Raw genomic sequence first — 19,438 nt, forward strand, 5'->3', positions numbered from 1 at the left:
TCCATGTCACTTTGAGTGCCCACACAGATTGTCTGATAAATTGTTAAAGAGCAGTTGCGACGCGCTTTAGCGCTCTGTCGCGAGGTGGCGTATATTACGCTTTCCTCTTTCAGAGTCAACCCTGAATTTCAGGATTTTTCTCTTCAACCGAACCTGCTGTTTGTGTGAAGTGATTCACATCTGCCGTGTCGATGGAGGCGCATTATAGGGAGTTCTCGAGCGCCTGCAATAGAAAAATGGCAGAAAAATGACTGACTGCTGCATTCCCCAGCAAAACCCCGCTTTATACCCTTTTACACACAGAATTATCCACAGAATCGCGACGAAACGCCGGCAAAAGCCCGGTGGGTAAGCTTCTATATAAGGAAGAAACAGTGGCTGAAAGAGAAAGATAAAAATTCGCGAGCGTTGCGCAAACGTTTTCGTTACAATGCCGCGCAATGACACGGATGCCCGGTTGGGTGCGTTAGGTGAGTTTTTAGGCAAAAACTCACCTAACGCTCTCTGTAATGTTCAAATCCTGGGGATTTAATACCATGCAACAACGTCGTCCAGTCCGCCGCGCTCTGCTCAGTGTTTCTGACAAGGCCGGTATCGTCGAATTCGCGCAGGCGCTTTCCGCTCGTGGTGTCGAGCTGCTGTCTACCGGCGGCACCGCCCGCCTGCTGGCAGATAAAGGCCTGCCGGTTACCGAAGTCTCTGACTACACCGGTTTCCCGGAAATGATGGATGGACGCGTGAAGACCCTGCATCCGAAAGTACACGGCGGCATCCTCGGTCGTCGCGGTCAGGATGACGGCATCATGCAGCAGCACGGTATCGCGCCTATCGATATGGTTGTCGTTAACCTCTACCCATTTGCCCAGACCGTCGCTCGTGAAGGATGCTCGCTGGAAGACGCGGTGGAAAACATTGATATCGGCGGCCCGACCATGGTGCGCTCCGCCGCGAAGAACCATAAAGACGTCGCTATCGTAGTGAAGAGCAGCGACTACGACGCCATCATTAATGAGATGGACGCCAACGAAGGCTCCCTGACGCTGAACACCCGCTTCGACCTCGCGATTAAAGCCTTCGAACATACTGCCGCTTACGACAGCATGATCGCTAACTACTTCGGCAGCATGGTCCCGGCCTATCACGGTGAAAGCAAAGAAGCCGCTGGCCGCTTCCCGCGCACCCTGAATCTGAACTTCATTAAGAAGCAGGATATGCGCTACGGCGAAAACAGCCACCAGCAAGCTGCCTTCTATATAGAAGAGAATGTAAAAGAAGCCTCCGTAGCGACCGCCACTCAGCTGCAGGGCAAAGCGCTCTCCTATAACAACATTGCCGATACCGATGCGGCGCTGGAGTGCGTGAAAGAGTTCAATGAGCCAGCCTGCGTGATCGTTAAGCACGCTAACCCATGCGGCGTTGCCGTCAGCGACTCGATCCTCGATGCCTACGATCGCGCCTATAAAACTGACCCAACCTCCGCCTTCGGCGGCATCATCGCCTTTAACCGCGAGCTGGATGCGGAAACCGCGCAGGCGATCATCTCTCGCCAGTTCGTCGAAGTGATCATCGCACCGTCCGCCAGCGAAGAAGCGCTGAAGATCACCGCCGCGAAGCAGAACGTCCGCGTACTGACCTGCGGTCAGTGGAATGCTCGCGTTGCCGGCCTCGATTTCAAACGTGTCAATGGCGGCCTGCTGGTTCAGGACCGCGATCTCGGCATGGTCAACGCGGGCGAACTGCGCGTGGTCAGCAAACGTCAGCCAAGCGAGCAGGAACTGCGCGATGCACTGTTCTGCTGGAAAGTAGCGAAATTCGTCAAATCCAACGCCATCGTCTATGCCAAAGACAATATGACCATCGGGATAGGCGCCGGTCAGATGAGCCGCGTCTACTCAGCGAAAATTGCCGGGATTAAAGCTGGTGACGAAGGTCTGGAAGTGAAAGGTTCCGCCATGGCCTCTGACGCATTCTTCCCGTTCCGCGACGGCATTGATGCCGCAGCCGCAGTGGGCATCACCTGCGTTATCCAGCCGGGCGGCTCTATCCGCGACGACGAAGTGATTGCCGCCGCTGACGAACATGGTATCGCCATGATCTTCACCGACATGCGCCACTTCCGCCATTAATTCACGGAGCTACAGATGAAAGTATTAGTAATCGGCAACGGCGGGCGTGAGCACGCGCTGGCCTGGAAAGCGGCCCAGTCGCCACTGGTTGATACCGTCTACGTCGCGCCGGGCAACGCAGGTACCGCGCTGGAGCCGTCGCTGCAAAACGTCGCCATCGGCGTTACCGATATTCCGGCGCTGCTTCGCTTTGCGCAGGATGAGAACATCGATCTGACCATCGTTGGCCCGGAAGCGCCGCTGGTCATTGGCGTGGTTGACGCATTCCGTGCCGCAGGGCTGACCATCTTCGGGCCAACCGAAGGCGCCGCGCAGCTGGAAGGCTCAAAAGCCTTCACCAAAGATTTCCTCGCTCGTCATCATATCCCGACGGCGGAATACCAGAACTTCACCGAGGTCGAGCCTGCGCTGGCTTATCTGCGCGAGAAAGGCGCGCCGATCGTCATCAAAGCTGACGGTCTGGCAGCGGGTAAAGGCGTTATCGTGGCGATGACCCTTGAGGAAGCTGAGGCGGCGGTCAAAGATATGCTGGCCGGCAACGCCTTTGGCGATGCAGGCCACCGCATCGTGATTGAAGAGTTCCTCGATGGCGAAGAGGCCAGCTTTATTGTCATGGTCGATGGCGAGCACGTCCTGCCGATGGCCACCAGCCAGGATCACAAGCGCGTCGGCAACGGCGATACCGGCCCCAACACCGGCGGTATGGGCGCTTACTCCCCGGCGCCGGTGGTCACTGATGAAGTCCATCAGCGCACCATGGAGCGGATTATCTGGCCAACGGTGAAAGGCATGGCCGCCGAAGGCAATACCTATACCGGTTTCCTGTATGCCGGTCTGATGATCGACAAGCAGGGTAACCCGAAGGTGATTGAGTTCAACTGCCGCTTTGGCGATCCGGAAACCCAGCCGATCATGCTGCGCATGAAATCCGACCTGGTAGCGCTGTGCCTCGCCGCCTGCGCCGGCAAGCTGGACGAGAAAACCTCTGAGTGGGATGACCGCGCGTCGCTGGGCGTGGTGGTTGCCGCCGGCGGCTATCCGGGCAATTACAACACGGGTGATGAGATCTTCGGCCTGCCGCAGCAGGAAGCCGCAGATGGTAAAGTCTTCCACGCCGGCACCAAACTGGCAGACGACCAGCGCGTCGTCACCAACGGCGGGCGCGTGCTGTGCGTGACCGCGCTGGGTGAAACCGTGGCGCAGGCGCAACAGCGCGCCTATCAACTGCTGACCGATATTCGCTGGGACGGCAGCTTTAGCCGTAACGATATCGGCTGGCGCGCCATCGAACGTGAAAAGGCTAACGGCTAAGTTTAGCCAGCAGCGTTTTCCGCGTAATGCCTAACTGACGGGCGGCTTCGGTTTTGTTGCCGCCCGTTTTCTCCAGTGCCGCCAGAATCACCTCTTTTTCAACTTCCACTAACGGCTGAATCAGCGCGTTCTCGCTATCACCAAACGGCAGCGGCGTGCCCGCTATCGCCAACGGCAGTTCTCGCTCGGAGATATAGTTTCCGGTCAGCAGCACCACCGCCCGCTCCACCGCATTTTCCAGCTCACGGATATTACCCGGCCAGGCGTAGTGGATCAGCAGATCCATCGCCTGCGGCGTAAACCCCTGCACCGTTTTGCGGTTACGTTCGGCATAACGCTTGAGAAAGTGTTGCGCCAGCAGAGGAATGTCTTCCCGTCGCTGACGCAGCGGCGGCATATCAATGGTCACGACATTCAGGCGGTAATAGAGATCCTGGCGAAAACGCCCGGCGCTCACCTCTTCCGCCAGATTGCGATGGGTGGCGGCAATCAGCCGCACATCAACGGCAAGCGTCTGGTTACTGCCAACGCGCTGCACCTCGCGTTCCTGAATCGCCCGTAGCAGACGCACCTGCATCAATGGTGAGATATCGCCAATTTCATCGAGGAACAGCGTGCCGCCATCCGCCTCGACAAAACGCCCTTCCCGCCGCCGATCCGCCCCGGTAAAAGCCCCTTTTTCATGGCCGAACAGCTCGGACTCCAGCAGCGATTCGTTCAGCGCCGCGCAGTTTAGCGTCACCAGCGGCTTCTCGCGGCGCTCGCTGCAGGCGTGGATGGCGCGCGCCACCAGTTCTTTACCCGTTCCCGATTCGCCGCAGATCAGCACCGTCGCATCTGAGGGCGCCACCAACGTAATATTGTTGATAAGCGCCTGCATCGCCGGGCTATCACCAATCATGCCCCACCGTGAATCCGTCGCAACGCTGGGATCGCTCTCGCTCTGTTGCGTGTGCGCCAGCGCCTGAACCAGCGTCTGCTGCAGAGTGTCAAAATCCAGCGGTTTGACCAGATAATCCAGCGCCCCGGACTTAATGGCCTCTACCGCCGTGCCAACGCTGGAAAACGCCGTCATGATCAGCACCGGTATCGCCGGGTTATAGGCCTTAATCTCTTTTAACGTCGCGATACCGTCCATCTCCGCCATACGGATATCGCACAGCACCAGGTCGAAGACCTGCTGATGGATCTGCTCCAGCGCCTGCAGGCCGTTGTGAGCTAATGCCACCTGATAGCCCCAGCCGCGTAGCAGCGCCTGCAGGATCGTGCAGTGGCTGATGTCATCATCAACGACCAGAATCTGTACCTTATCGCTGCTCATCTTCCCTCCGTTGAGCCACCACCGGTAGCCAAAGCGTAAATATCGCTCCAGCCCCCGGCTGACTTTCGGCGCGGATCGTCCCGCCATGTTGTTCGATAATATTCTGTACTACGGCCAGTCCCAGCCCGGTGCCGTCCGCCTTGGTAGTGAAATACGGCGTGAAGATGGCCTGCAGCTCTTCATCGCTCATCCCCTTACCGCTATCTGTGACAACAATCTTCACCCTCTGACGATCGGCTTCGCTTGCCGATACGCGAATGACGCCATCGCGGCCAATCGCCTGCATCGCGTTCAGGTACAGGTTCAACAGCACCTGGTTCAGGCGGTCAGCATCGGCGTTGATCGTGGTTAGCTCAGGGCGCGGAGTAAATTGCAGCGCGATCCCGCGACTCTGCGCATCCTGGCTTACCAGCTGCAATGAGTGCCGGATAAGCGCGTTGATATCCACCGGCTGGTAATTTAAATGCGCGGGTCGGACCAGCTCCAGCAGCTCGCTGACCACCCGGTTCAGGCGGTCGGCCTCTTTGGCCATCACCTGCGCTAGTTGCTGCGCTTCGCCGCCTGGGGGAGTTCGCTCGGCAAAATACTTCGCCAGCCCTTTAATCGAAGAGAGCGGATTGCGGATCTCATGCGCGACCCCCGCCGCCAGATGCCCAAGCGCCACCAGCTTTTCTTTGCGGGCCATCGCCTCCAGCAACTGCTTGCGTGAGCGACGATAGCGGTGGAACCAGAACTGAGCGAGGATCGTCGCCGCGATGACCAGCGCCGCAGCGCCCAGCATGATCATCATGTTACGCTGGCCGCGGGCCTGCGCCGCATCCAGCTCGCGGCTATCAAAGGCGAGAAAAATCACCTGCGGGACGGTGGTTTGAGCCAGCACGCTGTTGCCGCGATTCATCATCCCCATATGATGGCCGCGAGCAGGATTGAGCGGGCGAAACTGGCGATAGATCTCCAGCGCTGGCTGCGGCTCGCTAAGCCGGCGCCAGCGGGCCTGTTCGCTAACGTTGAGTTCGCGCATCTGCGCCGGACTGTACAGCGCGTTATCCACCTGCTGCGGATCGCTGTGGGCGATGATTTTACCGTCTTCATCGGTCACCGCGAACCACAGCACACCGGGCTGCCAGGCCATCTCTTCCAGCAGCGCCTGCAACTGCGCGTGATGCATACGCATCCCCATCCCGACCCGCGTGCCGGACTCCAGCGCCCGGATCAGCACGCTCCCCTTTTCTTCGATGGTTTGCCGGGCCGCAGCGGTTTCGCGGCCATAGTCACGGACGATCATCGTGGAAAACAGAATAACCAACAGCACAATTGTGCCGGTCAGCAGCCAGCTCAGGGCATCAGCGGCAACGTCCCGGGAGAAAGGTTTGATCTTCATCGGCGAGTCCTTGTCATCTCCTTTTCGCTTTCACCAGGATCCTTCAGCAGAAATCATGCCATTTTCCCACGCCGCCAATCCTGTTCTCAAACATATCGCCCGCGGTTTAGTGAGTAAAAATGACTCGCCTGACCCGCCAGGAACGGGTCATTTTTACTCACCTTCCCCATCGGCTCCTCCGGCAGGCCCGTACGGGCGGGCTTTTTCAGGCTGGCATGGAAGATGCAACAACAAGAGAAACCACACAGGAGATAATGCCATGAAACGGAACCGTACCTTACCTCTCGCCCTCATCACCCTTGCCGCACTGACCTTTGGCAGCAACGCGGCCTGGGCCAACCATCACTGGGGCAATAACAACGGGATGGGCAATCAGGGTTACAGTCAGCTGACCCAGGAGCAGCAGGCTACCGCGCAAAAGCTGCATAACGATTACGCTGCGCAAACCAGCACCCTGCGCCAGCAACTGCAGTCCAAACGCTATGAATACAACGCACTGCTCACGGCGCAAAAACCGGATAGCGGAAAGATTGAAGCCGTCGCTCAGGAGATGGAAGGCTTACGCCAGAAGCTGGATCAGCAGCGGGTGAAGTTTGATGTCGCCCTGGCTGAGGCAGGCGTTCCCCGCGGCGCAGGAATGGGATACAACGGCTGCCGCGGTAACGGCGGTGGTCATATGGGCATGAACCACTGGTAATCGTTAGAAGCTTTTTTCCGTCGGCTGCCAGGTGCAGAAGTTTTCATTGGCGACCAGCAAGAGTTGAGAGCCTTCAGACGCCTCCAGCCAGGCAATGCTCACCGCGGCGGAGGAATGACTCTGGCGACGTTCAATATGCGCCAGGGCCCGGCTATCGAGGTCAGGCTTAACCGTCTGACCTTCGCAGGTCAGTACGGTATGCGCGGCAGCGTTCCAGCGCCCCTGACGCAGGACGACGCGTCCCTGCCGGAGAGCATCGCTGGTCTGGCGGATCTGCTCGGCGCGATAACGATACAGCGCGACCTGGTCGCTGGAGAGCTGTTGCTTCTGCCCGTCGACTTCCCGCTGCATAAAGCTGAGATCGCCCTGCGCGTCGAAGCGGGCGCGAATATGTTCCGGCGGCTTGCCGTAGACATTGAGTTCGATAAACGTCAATTGATCGCCCTGCCAGCGATATTCGCTGGTCGAGGTGTCCCCGTGACGCCACGGGCTGAAGGCGGCGAGAAGATGAACTTCATCGCCAGAATCTTTACGCCAGATGCGCATCGCCCCCTGATTATCCGCATAACCGCTGGCGGTAAACGGAGGAAGCGAGGCGTTATGGCTGCAGGCAGTCAGCAACAGAATGCCCGCCAGCGCCAGAGGTCGGCGCCAGACAGACAAAAGGGGCTTAATAGCCCCTTCGATAAAACTGTTCACTGCCACGCGGTCTTACTTAACTGCGTCTTTCAGTGCTTTGCCAGAAACAAATGCCGGCACGTTAGCTGCAGCGATTTTGATCTCTTTACCGGTCTGCGGGTTGCGGCCAGTACGCTCAGCGCGGTGGTTCACTTTGAAGGTACCGAAACCAACCAGTTGAACAGCATCACCTTCTTTCAGAGACTCAGTAATTGCAGCCAGGGTAGATTCCAGGGCAGCTTTAGCCTGTGCTTTGGACAGGTCAGCTTTGTCCGCAATTACATCAATCAGTTGAGTCTTGTTCATAAGTTATCCTTACAATGTGTTTATCGCTTGCTAAGCATCGAGTGCGACGGAAATGCCAAAAAAGCACCCTCCTGCATACACGCACCGATAGCCACTTTTTTTCGCCCTCCAAATGTAGACCAGACGGGGGGCGGAATGGAAGCCTTCAGACGCTACAATTCAGGCGGTAAATCACGTTTTCTGGTCTCACTGCTGAAAATTTATACCAATATTGCTCTCACCGGCCTCACGCAGGTCCGCGCGCAGACCTTTTATCAGCTCAAGGTCACGCTCTTCACAGTCGGCCAACAGGCGGAAAATTTCCCACTGGATATCCCATTCCTGCTCTACCGCCGGGTTCGCTTTGAGTTCTTCATCGGTCATTTCACGACCAGCCTGGGTCATTTCCAGCATCGCCACGCTGGTGATGGATGACTTGCTTACCTCAATCGCGTGTTCAAGTGTTTCACCACTCAGACGCGAATGGATCAGTTCACTCAACGCCACACAGGCGTCGATCGCCGGATAAACACCGTACAGGTCGAAATCATCTGCCGCCGGGATCGCCTCTTCCAGCTTCTCCAGCTGGCTGTCGAAATTCACCTTCGCATCTTTAACCGTCAGCGTTTCCCAGATCAGGTCCAGGATACGACGGTACAGCTGGCCGTCGCCGAACTCGGTTTGCTTGCAGAACATAGCGTAGTTAGGGTACATACGCTCGCACAGGCAAGCCATAAAGGTGACATGCTGCCAGCTTTCCAGCTTCTCCAGGCGCAGGTGAATCGGGTTTTGTAACATGATGAATTCTCGAAGTCAGAAATTAGGCGCAGTGTACCTGAATCAGCCGTGATTTGCTTGCCAACGCACGAACGACGGACGACGGGAAGCCACTGCATCGGCCCAGCGCGTCGGCTCGGGCAGACGATAGCCTCGCATACAGCGCTCGACCCACATTAAGGCGCTGTCCATCCCCACCCGATGGCCGGTGCTAATAAACAACGGGTTGCAGCGCACTTTGCTGCGCCAGACCCAGGCCAGTTGCTCATTTTTATCCATCAGTGGGGCCAGTGCGCCGGGCTCATCACCCATTTCGCCAATTTTTCCGCACAGCCGTTTTTTCGCCACGCCAATGGTCGGCACGTCAATCATCAGACCAAAATGGCTGGCGACGCCGAGCCGCCGGGGATGGGAGATGCCGTGGCCGTCAACGAAGAGCAGGTCAGGTTTCTGCGAAAGCTGCTCCCACGCCGCCAGCAGCGCAGGTGTTTCGCGAAACGAGAGAAAGCCGGGAATATACGGCATGGTGGTGGCGACGCGCGCCACCTGATACTCCACCAGCTCGAGCTCAGGCCAGGTCAGCAGCACCATTGCAGCTCGGGTCACTTCCCCTTCCTGCTCAAACCCGACATCCGCGCCGCCGATCAACGCCGGCGGGTCGCGATCCAGTCGATCCGCTCGCTCGACCGATGCGGCTAACTGTTGCTGTTGGGTACGTAGTGCGGCTAAGTCCATACGGCTTATCTCCTATTGGTGATAGGGTGCGGAAAGACGATGCACCGCTTCAACAAAGACGCCCGCATGCTGCGGGTCGACATCCTGATGGATGCCATGACCAAGGTTAAAGACATGGCCTTCGCCCTGGCCGAAGCCGGCGAGAATAGTCGCCACTTCCTCTTCAATACGCGGGGCGGGCGCATAAAGCATCGACGGGTCCATATTGCCCTGTAGCGCCACTTTGTGACCTACGCGACGGCGAGCGTCGGCGATATCGGTGGTCCAGTCGAGACCCAGCGCGTCACAGCCGGTCTCCGCCATCGCTTCCAGCCACTGGCCACCGCCTTTGGTGAACAGGGTCACCGGCACGCGGCGGCCTTCATTTTCCCGCAGCAGGCCATCGACAATTTTATGCATATAGTAGAGCGAGAACTGCTGGTAATCGCGACCGGTCAGCACCCCGCCCCAGGTGTCGAAAATCATCACCGACTGCGCGCCGGCTTTGATCTGCGCGTTGAGATACAGGGTGACGCTTTTCGCCAGCTTCTCCAGCAGCGCATGCAGCGCCTGCGGTTCGGCGTACATCATCTTTTTGATCACGGTGAACGCTTTGCTGCTGCCGCCTTCCACCATGTAGGTCGCCAGCGTCCACGGGCTACCCGAGAAGCCGATCAGCGGCACTTCGCCTTTCAGTTCGCGGCGAATGGTACGCACGGCGTTCATTACGTAGCCCAGTTCCTGCTCCGGATCCGGGATCGGCAGCTTGTCGACGTCGGCTTTGCTTTTTACCGGCGAGGTGAAGCGCGGGCCTTCGCCGGCTTCAAAGTACAGCCCCAGACCCATCGCGTCCGGGATCGTCAGGATGTCCGAAAAGAGGATCGCCGCATCCAGCGGGTAACGACGCAGCGGCTGGAGCGTCACTTCGCAGGCCAGCTCGGCATTTTTACACAGCGACATAAAGTCGCCCGCTTGCGCACGGGTGGCTTTGTACTCCGGTAAATAGCGGCCCGCCTGGCGCATCATCCACACCGGGGTGACATCAACCGGCTGACGCAGCAGCGCGCGCAGGTAACGATCGTTTTTCAGTTCGGTCATTTTTACATTCCTTTAGCGTTGATGCGCCCAGTGTAACATGTCACTCGAACTCTGCCCGACACATCGCCACCGTATCTTCGATCAGGCGTCGCGCTACCGTTCCCGGCGGTGGCAGGAGCGGCAGATTGTCAAAGCGGTACCAGTCCGCGGTCAGCAGTTCTTTTTTGTCGACCACGATATCGCCATCCGCGTAATCCGCCATAAAGGCGGTCATCAGCGACTGCGGGAACGGCCACGGCTGAGAGGTCACATAACGCAGGTTTTTCACCTTGATGCCGCTCTCCTCCATCACCTCTCGGGCGACGGCCTGCTCAAGGGTTTCACCCACTTCGACAAATCCGGCCAGCACGGTGTGCACGCCGTTACGATGCCGGGTATGCTGCGCCAGCAGGATCGAATCGTCGCGACGGATAGCGACGATAATGCAAGGAGCAATTTGTGGGTAGTAGCGTTCACGGCAGTGGCTGCACAGCATTGCCCATTCGCTTTTGCTGGCATGCATCGGATGGCCACAGTAGCCGCAAAATTTATGCGATCGATAAAATTCGGCGAGCTGGATCCCTCGCCCCGCCAACTGGAAGAGCCCCGGATCCTGATCCAGCACCTGGCGTAACGATCCCATGTCATGACGGCGATCCTGACGCACCATCCAGACGGACTCGCCCTGCCACTCGCCAATATGCAGCGCATGCTGGCCGACAAGATCGAAATTAACCGCTTCGCCATGTGGTAATTCTCCACCAGGCAACCATAATTTTTGTTCGTGACTGACAACCCACCAGCCGCGATCTAATTTTTCAATAATACGATCCATATCTATTGCACTACCTTTGCTTCACTGGCATGTTGTTAACATTATATTTACATTTTGGTGAGCAGATTTAAAATCAAAACTTGCGGAGTCAATCATGCTAAACCAGCTGGAAAACCTGACGGAGCGCGTTGGCGGTAGTAATGAACTGGTCGATCGCTGGCTACAAGTGCGTAAGCATCTGCTCGTGGCTTACTACAATCTGGTTGGCCTGAAACCGGGCAAAGAATCATTTATGCGGCTTAACGAAAGAGCGCTGGATGACTTTTGCCAAAGTCTGGTGGATTACCTCTCATCTGGTCATTTTAGTATTTATGAACGCATTATTGGCGAAATGGAAGGCGATACCCCACTTTTAGCCGCCACCCGGCTTTATCCACAGCTGGAAGCCAATACCCAGCAGATGATGGACTACTACGATACCTGCCTCGAAAACGCTATCGATCACGATAACTACCTTGAATTTCAGCAGGCGCTGTCGGATATCGGCGAGTCGCTGGAAGCACGTTTTGCGCTGGAAGATAAACTGATCGCCCTTGCCGTCGCGCATAACCTGAGCAATGACGTGCACGATAATATTGCGCCGACTGCTTGAGTTGTGCGCAATTAACGAGTAGTTTACCTCCATTCCCCCTCTCCGGAGGGGATGTCATCTTGTCGGAGTGCCTATTTTCCATGCGCAGGCTAACGTGGAAAAGGCTGAGACCGTTAATTCGGGATCCGCGGAACCTGATCAGGCTAATACCTGCGAAGGGAACAAGAGTAAACTGCTGGTCGCACCTTTCCGTTATGGACTGGTCGCATCTGTTACTCCATCCGTCGTCTGACAAGCCATCTCCTTGTTTAACTGGAATGCGCTATGTCTACTACCAAACTCACCCGTCGGGAACAACGCGAGCACGCACAGCGATTCATTGATACGCTGGCAGGTACCGCTTTTCCCAATTCACACCGCATCTACATTCACGGCTCACAAGCGGATATCCGCGTCCCGATGCGTGAAATTAAGCTCAGCCCGACCCTCGTCGGCGGCGATAACGACCATCCCCAGTACGAAGCCAATGAGCCGATTCCGGTGTATGACACCTCCGGGCCTTATGGCGACCCGGATATTGACATTGATGTCCGCCAGGGGCTGGCAAAGCTGCGCCAGCCATGGATCGACGCGCGTAACGACTGCGCTCCGCTCAGCGAACGTAGCTCGGCTTACACTAAAGCGCGGCTGGCCGACGACGGCCTCGATGAGCTGCGCTTCAGCGGCCTGCTGACGCCCAAACGCGCCGTCTCTGGCAAATGCGTGACGCAACTGCACTACGCCCGCCAGGGGATCGTCACCCCGGAGATGGAGTTCATCGCCATTCGCGAAAACATGGGTCGCGAACGTATCCGCAGCGAGGTTCTGCGCCAGCAGCATGCCGGGGAAGGCTTCGGTGCCCGCCTGCCGGAAAACATTACCCCCGAGTTCGTCCGCGATGAAGTTGCCGCCGGGCGCGCCATCATCCCGGCCAACATCAACCACCCGGAATCTGAGCCGATGATTATCGGCCGCAATTTCCTGGTGAAAGTGAATGCCAATATCGGCAACTCAGCGGTGACCTCTTCCATCGAAGAGGAGGTGGAAAAACTGGTCTGGTCAACCCGCTGGGGCGCCGACACGGTGATGGACCTCTCCACCGGCCGCTATATCCACGAAACCCGCGAGTGGATCCTGCGCAACAGCCCGGTGCCGATTGGTACCGTCCCGATTTACCAGGCGCTGGAGAAGGTCAACGGCATTGCCGAGAACCTCACCTGGGAAGCCTTCCGCGATACCCTGCTGGAACAGGCCGAGCAGGGCGTCGACTACTTCACGATTCACGCCGGCGTGTTGCTGCGCTACGTGCCGATGACCGCGAAGCGCCTGACCGGTATCGTGTCGCGCGGTGGTTCAATCATGGCCAAATGGTGCCTGTCGCACCATCAGGAAAATTTCCTCTACCAGCACTTCCGCGAAATCTGCGAAATCTGCGCCGCCTATGACGTTTCGCTGTCCCTCGGCGATGGCCTGCGCCCCGGCTCGATCCAGGACGCCAATGACGAGGCGCAGTTTTCCGAGCTGCGCACCCTCGGCGAACTGACGAAAATCGCCTGGGAGTATGACGTGCAGGTGATGATCGAAGGCCCCGGCCACGTGCCGATGCAGATGATCCGCCGCAATATGACTGAAGAGCTGGAGCACTGCCATGAAGCGCCGTTCTATACCTTAGGGCCGCTCACCACCGACATCGCGCCAGGCTACGACCATTTCACCTCCGGCATTGGTGCGGCGATGATCGGCTGGTTCGGCTGCGCCATGCTGTGCTACGTCACGCCAAAAGAACATCTCGGCCTGCCCAACAAAGAGGATGTGAAGCAGGGGCTGATTACCTACAAAATTGCCGCCCACGCCGCTGACCTCGCGAAAGGCCACCCGGGCGCGCAGATCCGCGATAACGCGATGTCAAAAGCACGTTTCGAATTCCGCTGGGAAGACCAGTTCAACCTCGCGCTCGATCCCTTCACCGCGCGGGCCTATCACGATGAAACCCTGCCGCAGGAGTCCGGCAAAGTCGCCCACTTCTGTTCCATGTGCGGGCCGAAATTCTGCTCAATGAAGATCACCCAGGAAGTCCGCGACTACGCCGCCAGGCAGGCCATCGACGCCGGAATGGCCGATATGTCGAATAACTTCCGCGCCCGTGGCGGCGAAATCTACCTCAAACAGGAGGAAGCCTGATGTATCAACCTGATTTTCCACCCGTCCCATTTCGTCTCGGACTCTACCCGGTGGTTGACAGCGTGGCGTGGATTGAGCGCCTGCTGGAGGCGGGAGTGCGTACTATTCAGCTGCGCATCAAAGACCAACGCGACAGCGACGTTGAAGATGACGTCATCGCCGCCATCGCCCTTGGCCGTCGGTATCACGCCCGGTTGTTCATTAATGATTACTGGCAGCTGGCGATTAAGCACCAGGCCTACGGTGTACACCTGGGGCAAGAAGATCTGGAAACCACCGATCTGAGGGCCATCCGCAAAGCCGGGCTGCGCCTTGGTGTTTCCACCCATGACGATATGGAGATTGACGTCGCGCTGGCGGCTCGACCTTCCTACATCGCACTGGGTCACGTCTTCCCGACACAAACCAAACAGATGCCTTCCGCGCCGCAGGGCCTCAAGCAACTTGCCGGGCATATTCAGCGGCTGGCGGATTACCCCACCGTCGCGATCGGCGGGATTAGCCTTGATAAAGCACCGGGCGTGCTGGCGACTGGCGTCGGCAGCATCGCGGTGGTCAGCGCCATTACCCAGGCGGCGAACTGGCGGGCAGCGACCGACCAGCTGCTGGCGCTGGCGGGAGCAGGCGATGAATGATCACGACTTTATGCGCTATAGCCGCCAGCTGCTGCTGGAGGATATTGCCATCGAGGGTCAGCAGAAACTGTTAGCCAGCCGGGTGCTGATTATCGGCCTTGGCGGGCTGGGCTCCCCGGCGGCGCTCTATCTTGCCGGAGCGGGCGTCGGGACGCTGACCCTGGCCGATGACGACGCGGTGCATCTCAGCAACCTACAGCGGCAGATCCTGTTCACCAGCGAGGATATCGACCGGCCAAAAGCCGCGGCGGCAAAGACCCGGCTCAGTCAGCTAAACCCGCAGATCAAACTGGTTGCGCTCCAGCAACGTCTGAGCGGCGAGGCGCTGCGCGCTGAGGTGGCGAAAGCGGACGTGGTGCTGGACTGCACCGATAACATGGTGACCCGCCAGGCAATCAACGCCGCCTGTGTCGCCCTCGACACCCCGTTAGTGACCGCCAGCGCCGTCGGCTTCGGCGGTCAGTTGATGGTATTGACGCCCCCCTGGACGCAGGGCTGCTATCGCTGCCTGTGGCCGGATAGCGACGAACCGCAACGTAACTGCCGCACCGCGGGGATCGTCGGCCCGGTCGTCGGCATGATGGGCACGCTGCAGGCGCTGGAGGCGATTAAGCTGCTCAGCGGAATGACGACGCCACGTAATACCCTGCGGCTGTTCGACGCCCGCACCAGCAACTGGCGCAACCTGGCGCTACAGCGCTCCCGGAGCTGTCCAGTGTGCGGAGGGCGACATGCAGATTTGGTTTAACGACGAGCCGCTGGCATGTGCCGACAATCTCAGCGTCAGCGCCCTGCTGACCCAGCTCGAACAGCTGCAGCCGGGCGTTGCGCTGGCGCTCAATCAACACATCCTGCCGCGCGAGCGGTGGGAAGATCATCTCTTGCAGGAAGGCGATCGGATCCTGCTTTTTCAGGTTATCGCTGGAGGCTGACATGTTACGTATTGCAGACAAAACGTTTGAATCCCATCTTTTTACCGGTACCGGCAAATTCGCCGCCCCGGAGGTGATGGTTGAGGCGATTCGCGCCTCGGGCAGCCAGCTGGTGACCCTGGCGATGAAGCGCGTCGATTTACGCCAGCACAATGACGCTATCCTCGCCCCGCTGCTGGCGGCGGGGGTCAGCCTGCTGCCGAATACCTCAGGCGCCAAGACGGCGGAAGAGGCGGTGTTTGCCGCCCGCCTGGCGCGGGAAGCCCTGGGTACCCACTGGCTGAAGCTGGAGATCCACCCGGATGCCCGCTGGCTGCTGCCCGACCCGATTGAAACCCTGAAGGCGGCGGAGCTGCTGGTCCGCGAAGGGTTCGTCGTCCTGCCCTACTGCGGCGCCGATCCGGTGCTGTGTAAACGGCTGGAAGAGGCTGGCTGTGCTGCGGTGATGCCGCTGGGCGCGCCGATCGGCTCCAATCAGGGACTGGAAACTAAAGCCATGCTGGAGATTATTATCGAGCAGGCCACCGTACCGGTGGTGGTCGATGCCGGAATTGGCGTGCCGAGCCATGCGGCGCAAGCACTGGAGATGGGCGCGGATGCGGTGCTGGTCAATACCGCCATTGCCGTCGCCGACGACCCCGTGGCCATGGCCCGCGCCTTCCGTATGGCAGTCGATGCCGGATTACTGGCGCGTCAGGCCGGACCGGGGGCACGCAGTACGCAGGCGCAAGCCACCAGCCCGCTGACCGGATTCCTGGAGGCGCTGGCATGAAAACCTTCAGCGATCGCTGGCGGCAGCTGGAGTGGGACGACATCCGCCTGCGCATCAACAGCAAAACCGCCGCCGACGTCGAACGGGCGCTGGCGGCCAAACCGCTCACCCGTGACGACATGATGGCCCTGCTTTCACCGGCGGCGGCCAACTATCTTGAACCCCTCGCCCAGCGCGCGCAGCGGCTCACTCGCCAGCGCTTCGGCAATACCGTCAGCTTCTACGTGCCACTGTATCTCTCCAACCTGTGCGCCAACGACTGCACCTACTGCGGCTTCTCAATGAGCAATCGCATTAAGCGCAAGACGCTGGATGCCGCCGAGATTGCCCGCGAGTGCGCCGCGATCCGCGACCTGGGCTTTGAGCATCTGCTGCTGGTCACCGGCGAACATCAGGGCAAGGTGGGGATGGATTATTTCCGCCAGCACCTACCGGCTATCCGCAGCCAGTTTTCCTCGCTGCATATGGAGGTGCAGCCGCTGGCGACTGAAGAGTATGCCGAGCTGAAAACGCTGGGGCTCGACGGGGTAATGGTCTATCAGGAGACCTACCATGAAAGCATGTATGCCCAGCACCATCTGAAAGGGAAAAAGCAGGATTTCTTCTGGCGGCTGGATACGCCGGATCGCTTAGGCGAGGCGGGGATCGACAAGATCGGCCTCGGCGCGTTGATTGGCCTTTCCGACAGCTGGCGGGTGGACTGCTTTATGGTCGCCGAGCATCTGCTGTGGCTGCAGCAGCGCTACTGGCGCAGCCGCTACTCGGTCTCCTTCCCGCGCCTGCGTCCCTGTGCCGGCGGTATTGAACCAGCTTCGCTGATGGATGAGCGCCAACTGGTGCAGACCATTTGCGCCTTCCGCCTGCTGGCGCCGGAGGTTGAACTGTCGCTTTCAACCCGTGAATCACCCTGGTTCCGCGACCGGGTGATCCCGCTGGCAATTAACAACGTCAGCGCCTTCTCTAAAACGCAGCCGGGCGGCTACGCCGACGATCATCCGGAGCTCGAGCAATTTGCCCCACATGACGATCGCCGCCCTGAAGAGGTTGCCAGCGCGCTAGCCGCCCGTGGCCTGCAGCCGGTATGGAAAGACTGGGACAGCTGGCTGGGACGCGCCTCGCAATCATCATGAAGTATGCTGCAAGCCGCTGATTATTTTGCGTGCCTGCACGAGAGATGAAAAACGGGGAGTCGCCCGATTGCCGCCGTTTTTCTATTCTGCCCGGGTCAGCAGCGGACGCTGACCAGGGCGAACGTTTTCTTCCTCATTTTCGCCCTGCCTCTCCGCGCTGCGCGAGGGCCAGTTCATTATCGACGAATATAAATCACGATAGATGAAGGCCTCAGAGTTATAATTGAGCAATAGTTAACTGATTCGATCGGCAGGCTCGCTGACACAAGCTGCGTTCGGACCCTTGGTTTATACATCCGGGACGATTAACGATTCATGGCGCTACACAACAGAAAGCTCTCTTTTACGACACCAATCGTCGTGGGGTTTGCCGGCATTTTGCTCAGTTTTATGCTGATTGCTACTTTCGTCACCCTGGCACAGCGGAAAGATTTTCTCGAAGATTATCACGATATTAACCGCAACTTTACCCACAACCTGGCCATCAACTACACGGAAACGCTGCTACGGGAAAATGATTTTATCCTCGGACGGGCGGCCACCTTCTTCGCCCGTAATGACGCACTCAATCACGCGGTGAATGTTGATCCGGAGAAAGGGTTAACCACGCTAATGCAGTTACAGAACATGATGCCAAGCGTCTCATCCATCTCGCTGGCGGATACCGCGGGCCACTATCTGCGTGCTCCGGAGATGCTGCAAAATGAAGACAGTAAAGCCTTCGATCCGAAAACGCGCCCCTGGTTTATCAAACAGGCGGAAGCCAGCACCTTCAGCCACTACACCAGCCCGTATATGGATTATTTCACCCACCATCCGACGATTACCATTTTCAAACCCATCATTACTCCGGAGGGTAGACTCAAAGGCAGCCTGGCTTTTCATCTTGATCTCACCTCCATGGGGTTCGCACTACGGCAGATGGTCGCCCCCGTACAGGGGGAATTTTTTGTGGTGCAGCGGGATGGCAACGTTGTCCTGCACTCCGACCCGGGCGCGCTGTTTAAACCCTTCGTCAGCGGCGAACTGATGGATAAAATGACCAGCGGAGAGGGACAGCTTTACGATACCAGGAGCGATACCTGGTATTACTACTACTCCTTTACCAATCCCGACTGGTTCGTGATTTACCGTGTCGATAACGCCACCCTTATCAATCTGACGCGCCATGAGACGAACTTAGTGATCGGCGGTTTCGCACTCGCGGCGATCATCATCATTTTGTTCGGCCTTTATCTGCGTCATGCCTCCCGTACCGTACTGATGAATATCATCAATGCGATTAAAACGGGTGACGTCAAACGTGCTCCGCGCCTTGAGGCAATGCTGAGTAAAGCAATTGAAACCAACAAGCAACGCGAACTGACCTACGTCCGCCAGGCCACCATCGACGCCCTCACTGGCTGCAAAAACCGCCGCGCCTTCGACAGCGATATCGCCGCGCTGATGAACGATCACCAACCTTTCGCCCTCGCTCTGGTCGATATAGATAACTTCAAATCGATCAACGACACCTGGGGACACCTCAACGGCGATATCGTCCTGCGCAACGTCGCCCGCGAGGGGCTGCAGGTCCTCCAGCCGCTGGAGATTTCCCTTTATCGCTACGGCGGTGAAGAGTTCGCGGTGGTCTTTCCTGCCGAACATATCGATAACGCCCGAACACTACTGGAAACATGGCGAGTCAACGTCGAGCGGCGTACCTGGCGCGAAGATGGCTTGACGGTCACCTTTAGCGCCGGACTGGGGGAATGGAACATGGAGCCGCTGGATAAACTGGTGGTGAGCGTCGATGAGGCGCTTTACAAAGCCAAGCAACAAGGTAAAAACCGCATCCTGCGCGCGTAAGACAACAGGACACGGCCGCCCACTTCGGTGGGCTTTTTTATTTTTACCGGCAAAAATGAAACCGGTTTCAATTTTTGTGTGATGACTTACACACAATCATGGTAAAGCGGTTGTCGCATCGCCAGGGCCGCGATAAAGATAAGACATCACGGAACACAAGGGCCACT

The 19,438-nt window shown here is 58.1% G+C and carries 19 protein-coding genes and 1 riboswitch; of the genes, 11 read left to right on the forward strand and 8 right to left on the reverse strand.

Translation table 11 applies throughout. The features are described 5' to 3' along the window. Positions 1-536 precede the first annotated feature (536 nt). Both purH and purD read left to right on the forward strand, forming a co-directional pair. Complete coding sequence (purH, locus tag CWM61_RS27210) at positions 537-2,126, forward strand: bifunctional phosphoribosylaminoimidazolecarboxamide formyltransferase/IMP cyclohydrolase (RefSeq protein ID WP_074387382.1); 1,590 nt, start codon at positions 537-539, stop codon at positions 2,124-2,126. Between the two features lie 15 nt (positions 2,127-2,141). Next, positions 2,142-3,437: a phosphoribosylamine--glycine ligase gene (purD, locus tag CWM61_RS27215; protein ID WP_060876755.1), complete on the forward strand. Its 1,296-nt coding sequence runs from the start codon at positions 2,142-2,144 to the stop codon at positions 3,435-3,437. Here purD and zraR read toward each other — a convergent pair. Beyond that, the gene (gene zraR / locus CWM61_RS27220) at positions 3,427-4,758 is read right to left on the reverse strand and encodes a sigma-54-dependent response regulator transcription factor ZraR (protein WP_074387383.1); all 1,332 of its coding nucleotides are present in this window, start codon (positions 4,756-4,758) and stop codon (positions 3,427-3,429) included. The two genes, purD and zraR, sit on opposite strands and share 11 nt — an antisense overlap. Continuing rightward, entirely contained in the window at positions 4,745-6,139 is a 1,395-nt protein-coding gene (gene zraS / locus CWM61_RS27225) for a two-component system sensor histidine kinase ZraS (RefSeq protein ID WP_074387384.1), read from the reverse strand. The genes zraR and zraS overlap by 14 nt, the downstream gene beginning before the upstream one ends. Positions 6,140-6,398: 259 nt before the next feature. Here zraS and zraP point away from each other — a divergent pair, with 259 nt between their 5' ends. Then, the gene (gene zraP / locus CWM61_RS27230; RefSeq protein ID WP_100632213.1) at positions 6,399-6,836 is read left to right on the forward strand and encodes a zinc resistance sensor/chaperone ZraP; all 438 of its coding nucleotides are present in this window, start codon (positions 6,399-6,401) and stop codon (positions 6,834-6,836) included. Positions 6,837-6,839: 3 nt separating this feature from the next. On the opposite strand, the gene CWM61_RS27235 is transcribed toward zraP, so the two are convergent. From CWM61_RS27235 to nudC, 6 genes are all read right to left on the reverse strand, one after another. Then, positions 6,840-7,535 carry a DUF1481 domain-containing protein gene (locus tag CWM61_RS27235; protein ID WP_060876757.1) on the reverse strand — a complete coding sequence of 232 codons (696 nt, stop codon included), beginning with the start codon at positions 7,533-7,535 and terminating at the stop codon, positions 6,840-6,842. Positions 7,536-7,547: 12 nt separating this feature from the next. Next, entirely contained in the window at positions 7,548-7,820 is a 273-nt protein-coding gene (gene hupA, locus CWM61_RS27240) for a nucleoid-associated protein HU-alpha (RefSeq protein ID WP_002884342.1), read from the reverse strand. Positions 7,821-8,006: 186 nt separating this feature from the next. Continuing rightward, positions 8,007-8,597 (reverse strand): YjaG family protein, encoded by a 591-nt coding sequence (locus tag CWM61_RS27245; RefSeq protein WP_060876751.1) that lies wholly within the window; start codon positions 8,595-8,597, stop codon positions 8,007-8,009. Between the two features lie 42 nt (positions 8,598-8,639). After that, positions 8,640-9,311 carry a deoxyribonuclease V gene (gene nfi, locus CWM61_RS27250; RefSeq protein ID WP_074387386.1) on the reverse strand — a complete coding sequence of 224 codons (672 nt, stop codon included), beginning with the start codon at positions 9,309-9,311 and terminating at the stop codon, positions 8,640-8,642. Positions 9,312-9,323: 12 nt separating this feature from the next. Beyond that, positions 9,324-10,388 carry a uroporphyrinogen decarboxylase gene (hemE, locus tag CWM61_RS27255; protein WP_074387387.1) on the reverse strand — a complete coding sequence of 355 codons (1,065 nt, stop codon included), beginning with the start codon at positions 10,386-10,388 and terminating at the stop codon, positions 9,324-9,326. A 40-nt stretch (positions 10,389-10,428) separates the two neighbouring features. After that, positions 10,429-11,202 (reverse strand): NAD(+) diphosphatase, encoded by a 774-nt coding sequence (nudC, locus tag CWM61_RS27260; protein WP_074387388.1) that lies wholly within the window; start codon positions 11,200-11,202, stop codon positions 10,429-10,431. A 94-nt stretch (positions 11,203-11,296) separates the two neighbouring features. Here nudC and CWM61_RS27265 point away from each other — a divergent pair, with 94 nt between their 5' ends. The 8 genes from CWM61_RS27265 to CWM61_RS27300 all read left to right on the forward strand — a co-directional run bounded on the left by CWM61_RS27265 (position 11,297) and on the right by CWM61_RS27300 (position 19,271). Then, entirely contained in the window at positions 11,297-11,794 is a 498-nt protein-coding gene (locus CWM61_RS27265) for an Rsd/AlgQ family anti-sigma factor (RefSeq protein ID WP_061156151.1), read from the forward strand. Between the two features lie 53 nt (positions 11,795-11,847). Beyond that, positions 11,848-11,972, forward strand: a riboswitch (TPP riboswitch). 86 nt (positions 11,973-12,058) lie between these two features. After that, positions 12,059-13,954: a phosphomethylpyrimidine synthase ThiC gene (thiC, locus tag CWM61_RS27270; protein ID WP_074387389.1), complete on the forward strand. Its 1,896-nt coding sequence runs from the start codon at positions 12,059-12,061 to the stop codon at positions 13,952-13,954. Further along, positions 13,954-14,589 (forward strand): thiamine phosphate synthase, encoded by a 636-nt coding sequence (gene thiE, locus CWM61_RS27275; protein ID WP_100632212.1) that lies wholly within the window; start codon positions 13,954-13,956, stop codon positions 14,587-14,589. The genes thiC and thiE overlap by 1 nt, the downstream gene beginning before the upstream one ends. Further along, on the forward strand, positions 14,582-15,337 hold the full coding sequence (thiF, locus tag CWM61_RS27280; protein WP_074387391.1) for a thiazole biosynthesis adenylyltransferase ThiF: 756 nt from the start codon (positions 14,582-14,584) through the stop codon (positions 15,335-15,337). The genes thiE and thiF overlap by 8 nt, the downstream gene beginning before the upstream one ends. Continuing rightward, complete coding sequence (thiS, locus tag CWM61_RS27285; RefSeq protein ID WP_060876744.1) at positions 15,321-15,521, forward strand: sulfur carrier protein ThiS; 201 nt, start codon at positions 15,321-15,323, stop codon at positions 15,519-15,521. The genes thiF and thiS overlap by 17 nt, the downstream gene beginning before the upstream one ends. A gap of 1 nt (position 15,522) precedes the next feature. After that, positions 15,523-16,293: a thiazole synthase gene (gene thiG / locus CWM61_RS27290; RefSeq protein ID WP_074387392.1), complete on the forward strand. Its 771-nt coding sequence runs from the start codon at positions 15,523-15,525 to the stop codon at positions 16,291-16,293. Further along, positions 16,290-17,423, forward strand: coding sequence for a 2-iminoacetate synthase ThiH (gene thiH, locus CWM61_RS27295; protein WP_074387393.1), 1,134 nt, complete (start codon positions 16,290-16,292; stop codon positions 17,421-17,423). Before thiG ends, thiH begins: the two co-directional genes overlap by 4 nt. Before the next feature lie 315 nt (positions 17,424-17,738). Further along, the gene (locus CWM61_RS27300) at positions 17,739-19,271 is read left to right on the forward strand and encodes a sensor domain-containing diguanylate cyclase (RefSeq protein WP_165784264.1); all 1,533 of its coding nucleotides are present in this window, start codon (positions 17,739-17,741) and stop codon (positions 19,269-19,271) included. Positions 19,272-19,438 lie beyond the last annotated feature (167 nt).

Source organism: Klebsiella sp. K-Nf6, from assembly GCF_002806655.1.
Taxonomy (GTDB): domain Bacteria; phylum Pseudomonadota; class Gammaproteobacteria; order Enterobacterales; family Enterobacteriaceae; genus Klebsiella; species Klebsiella variicola.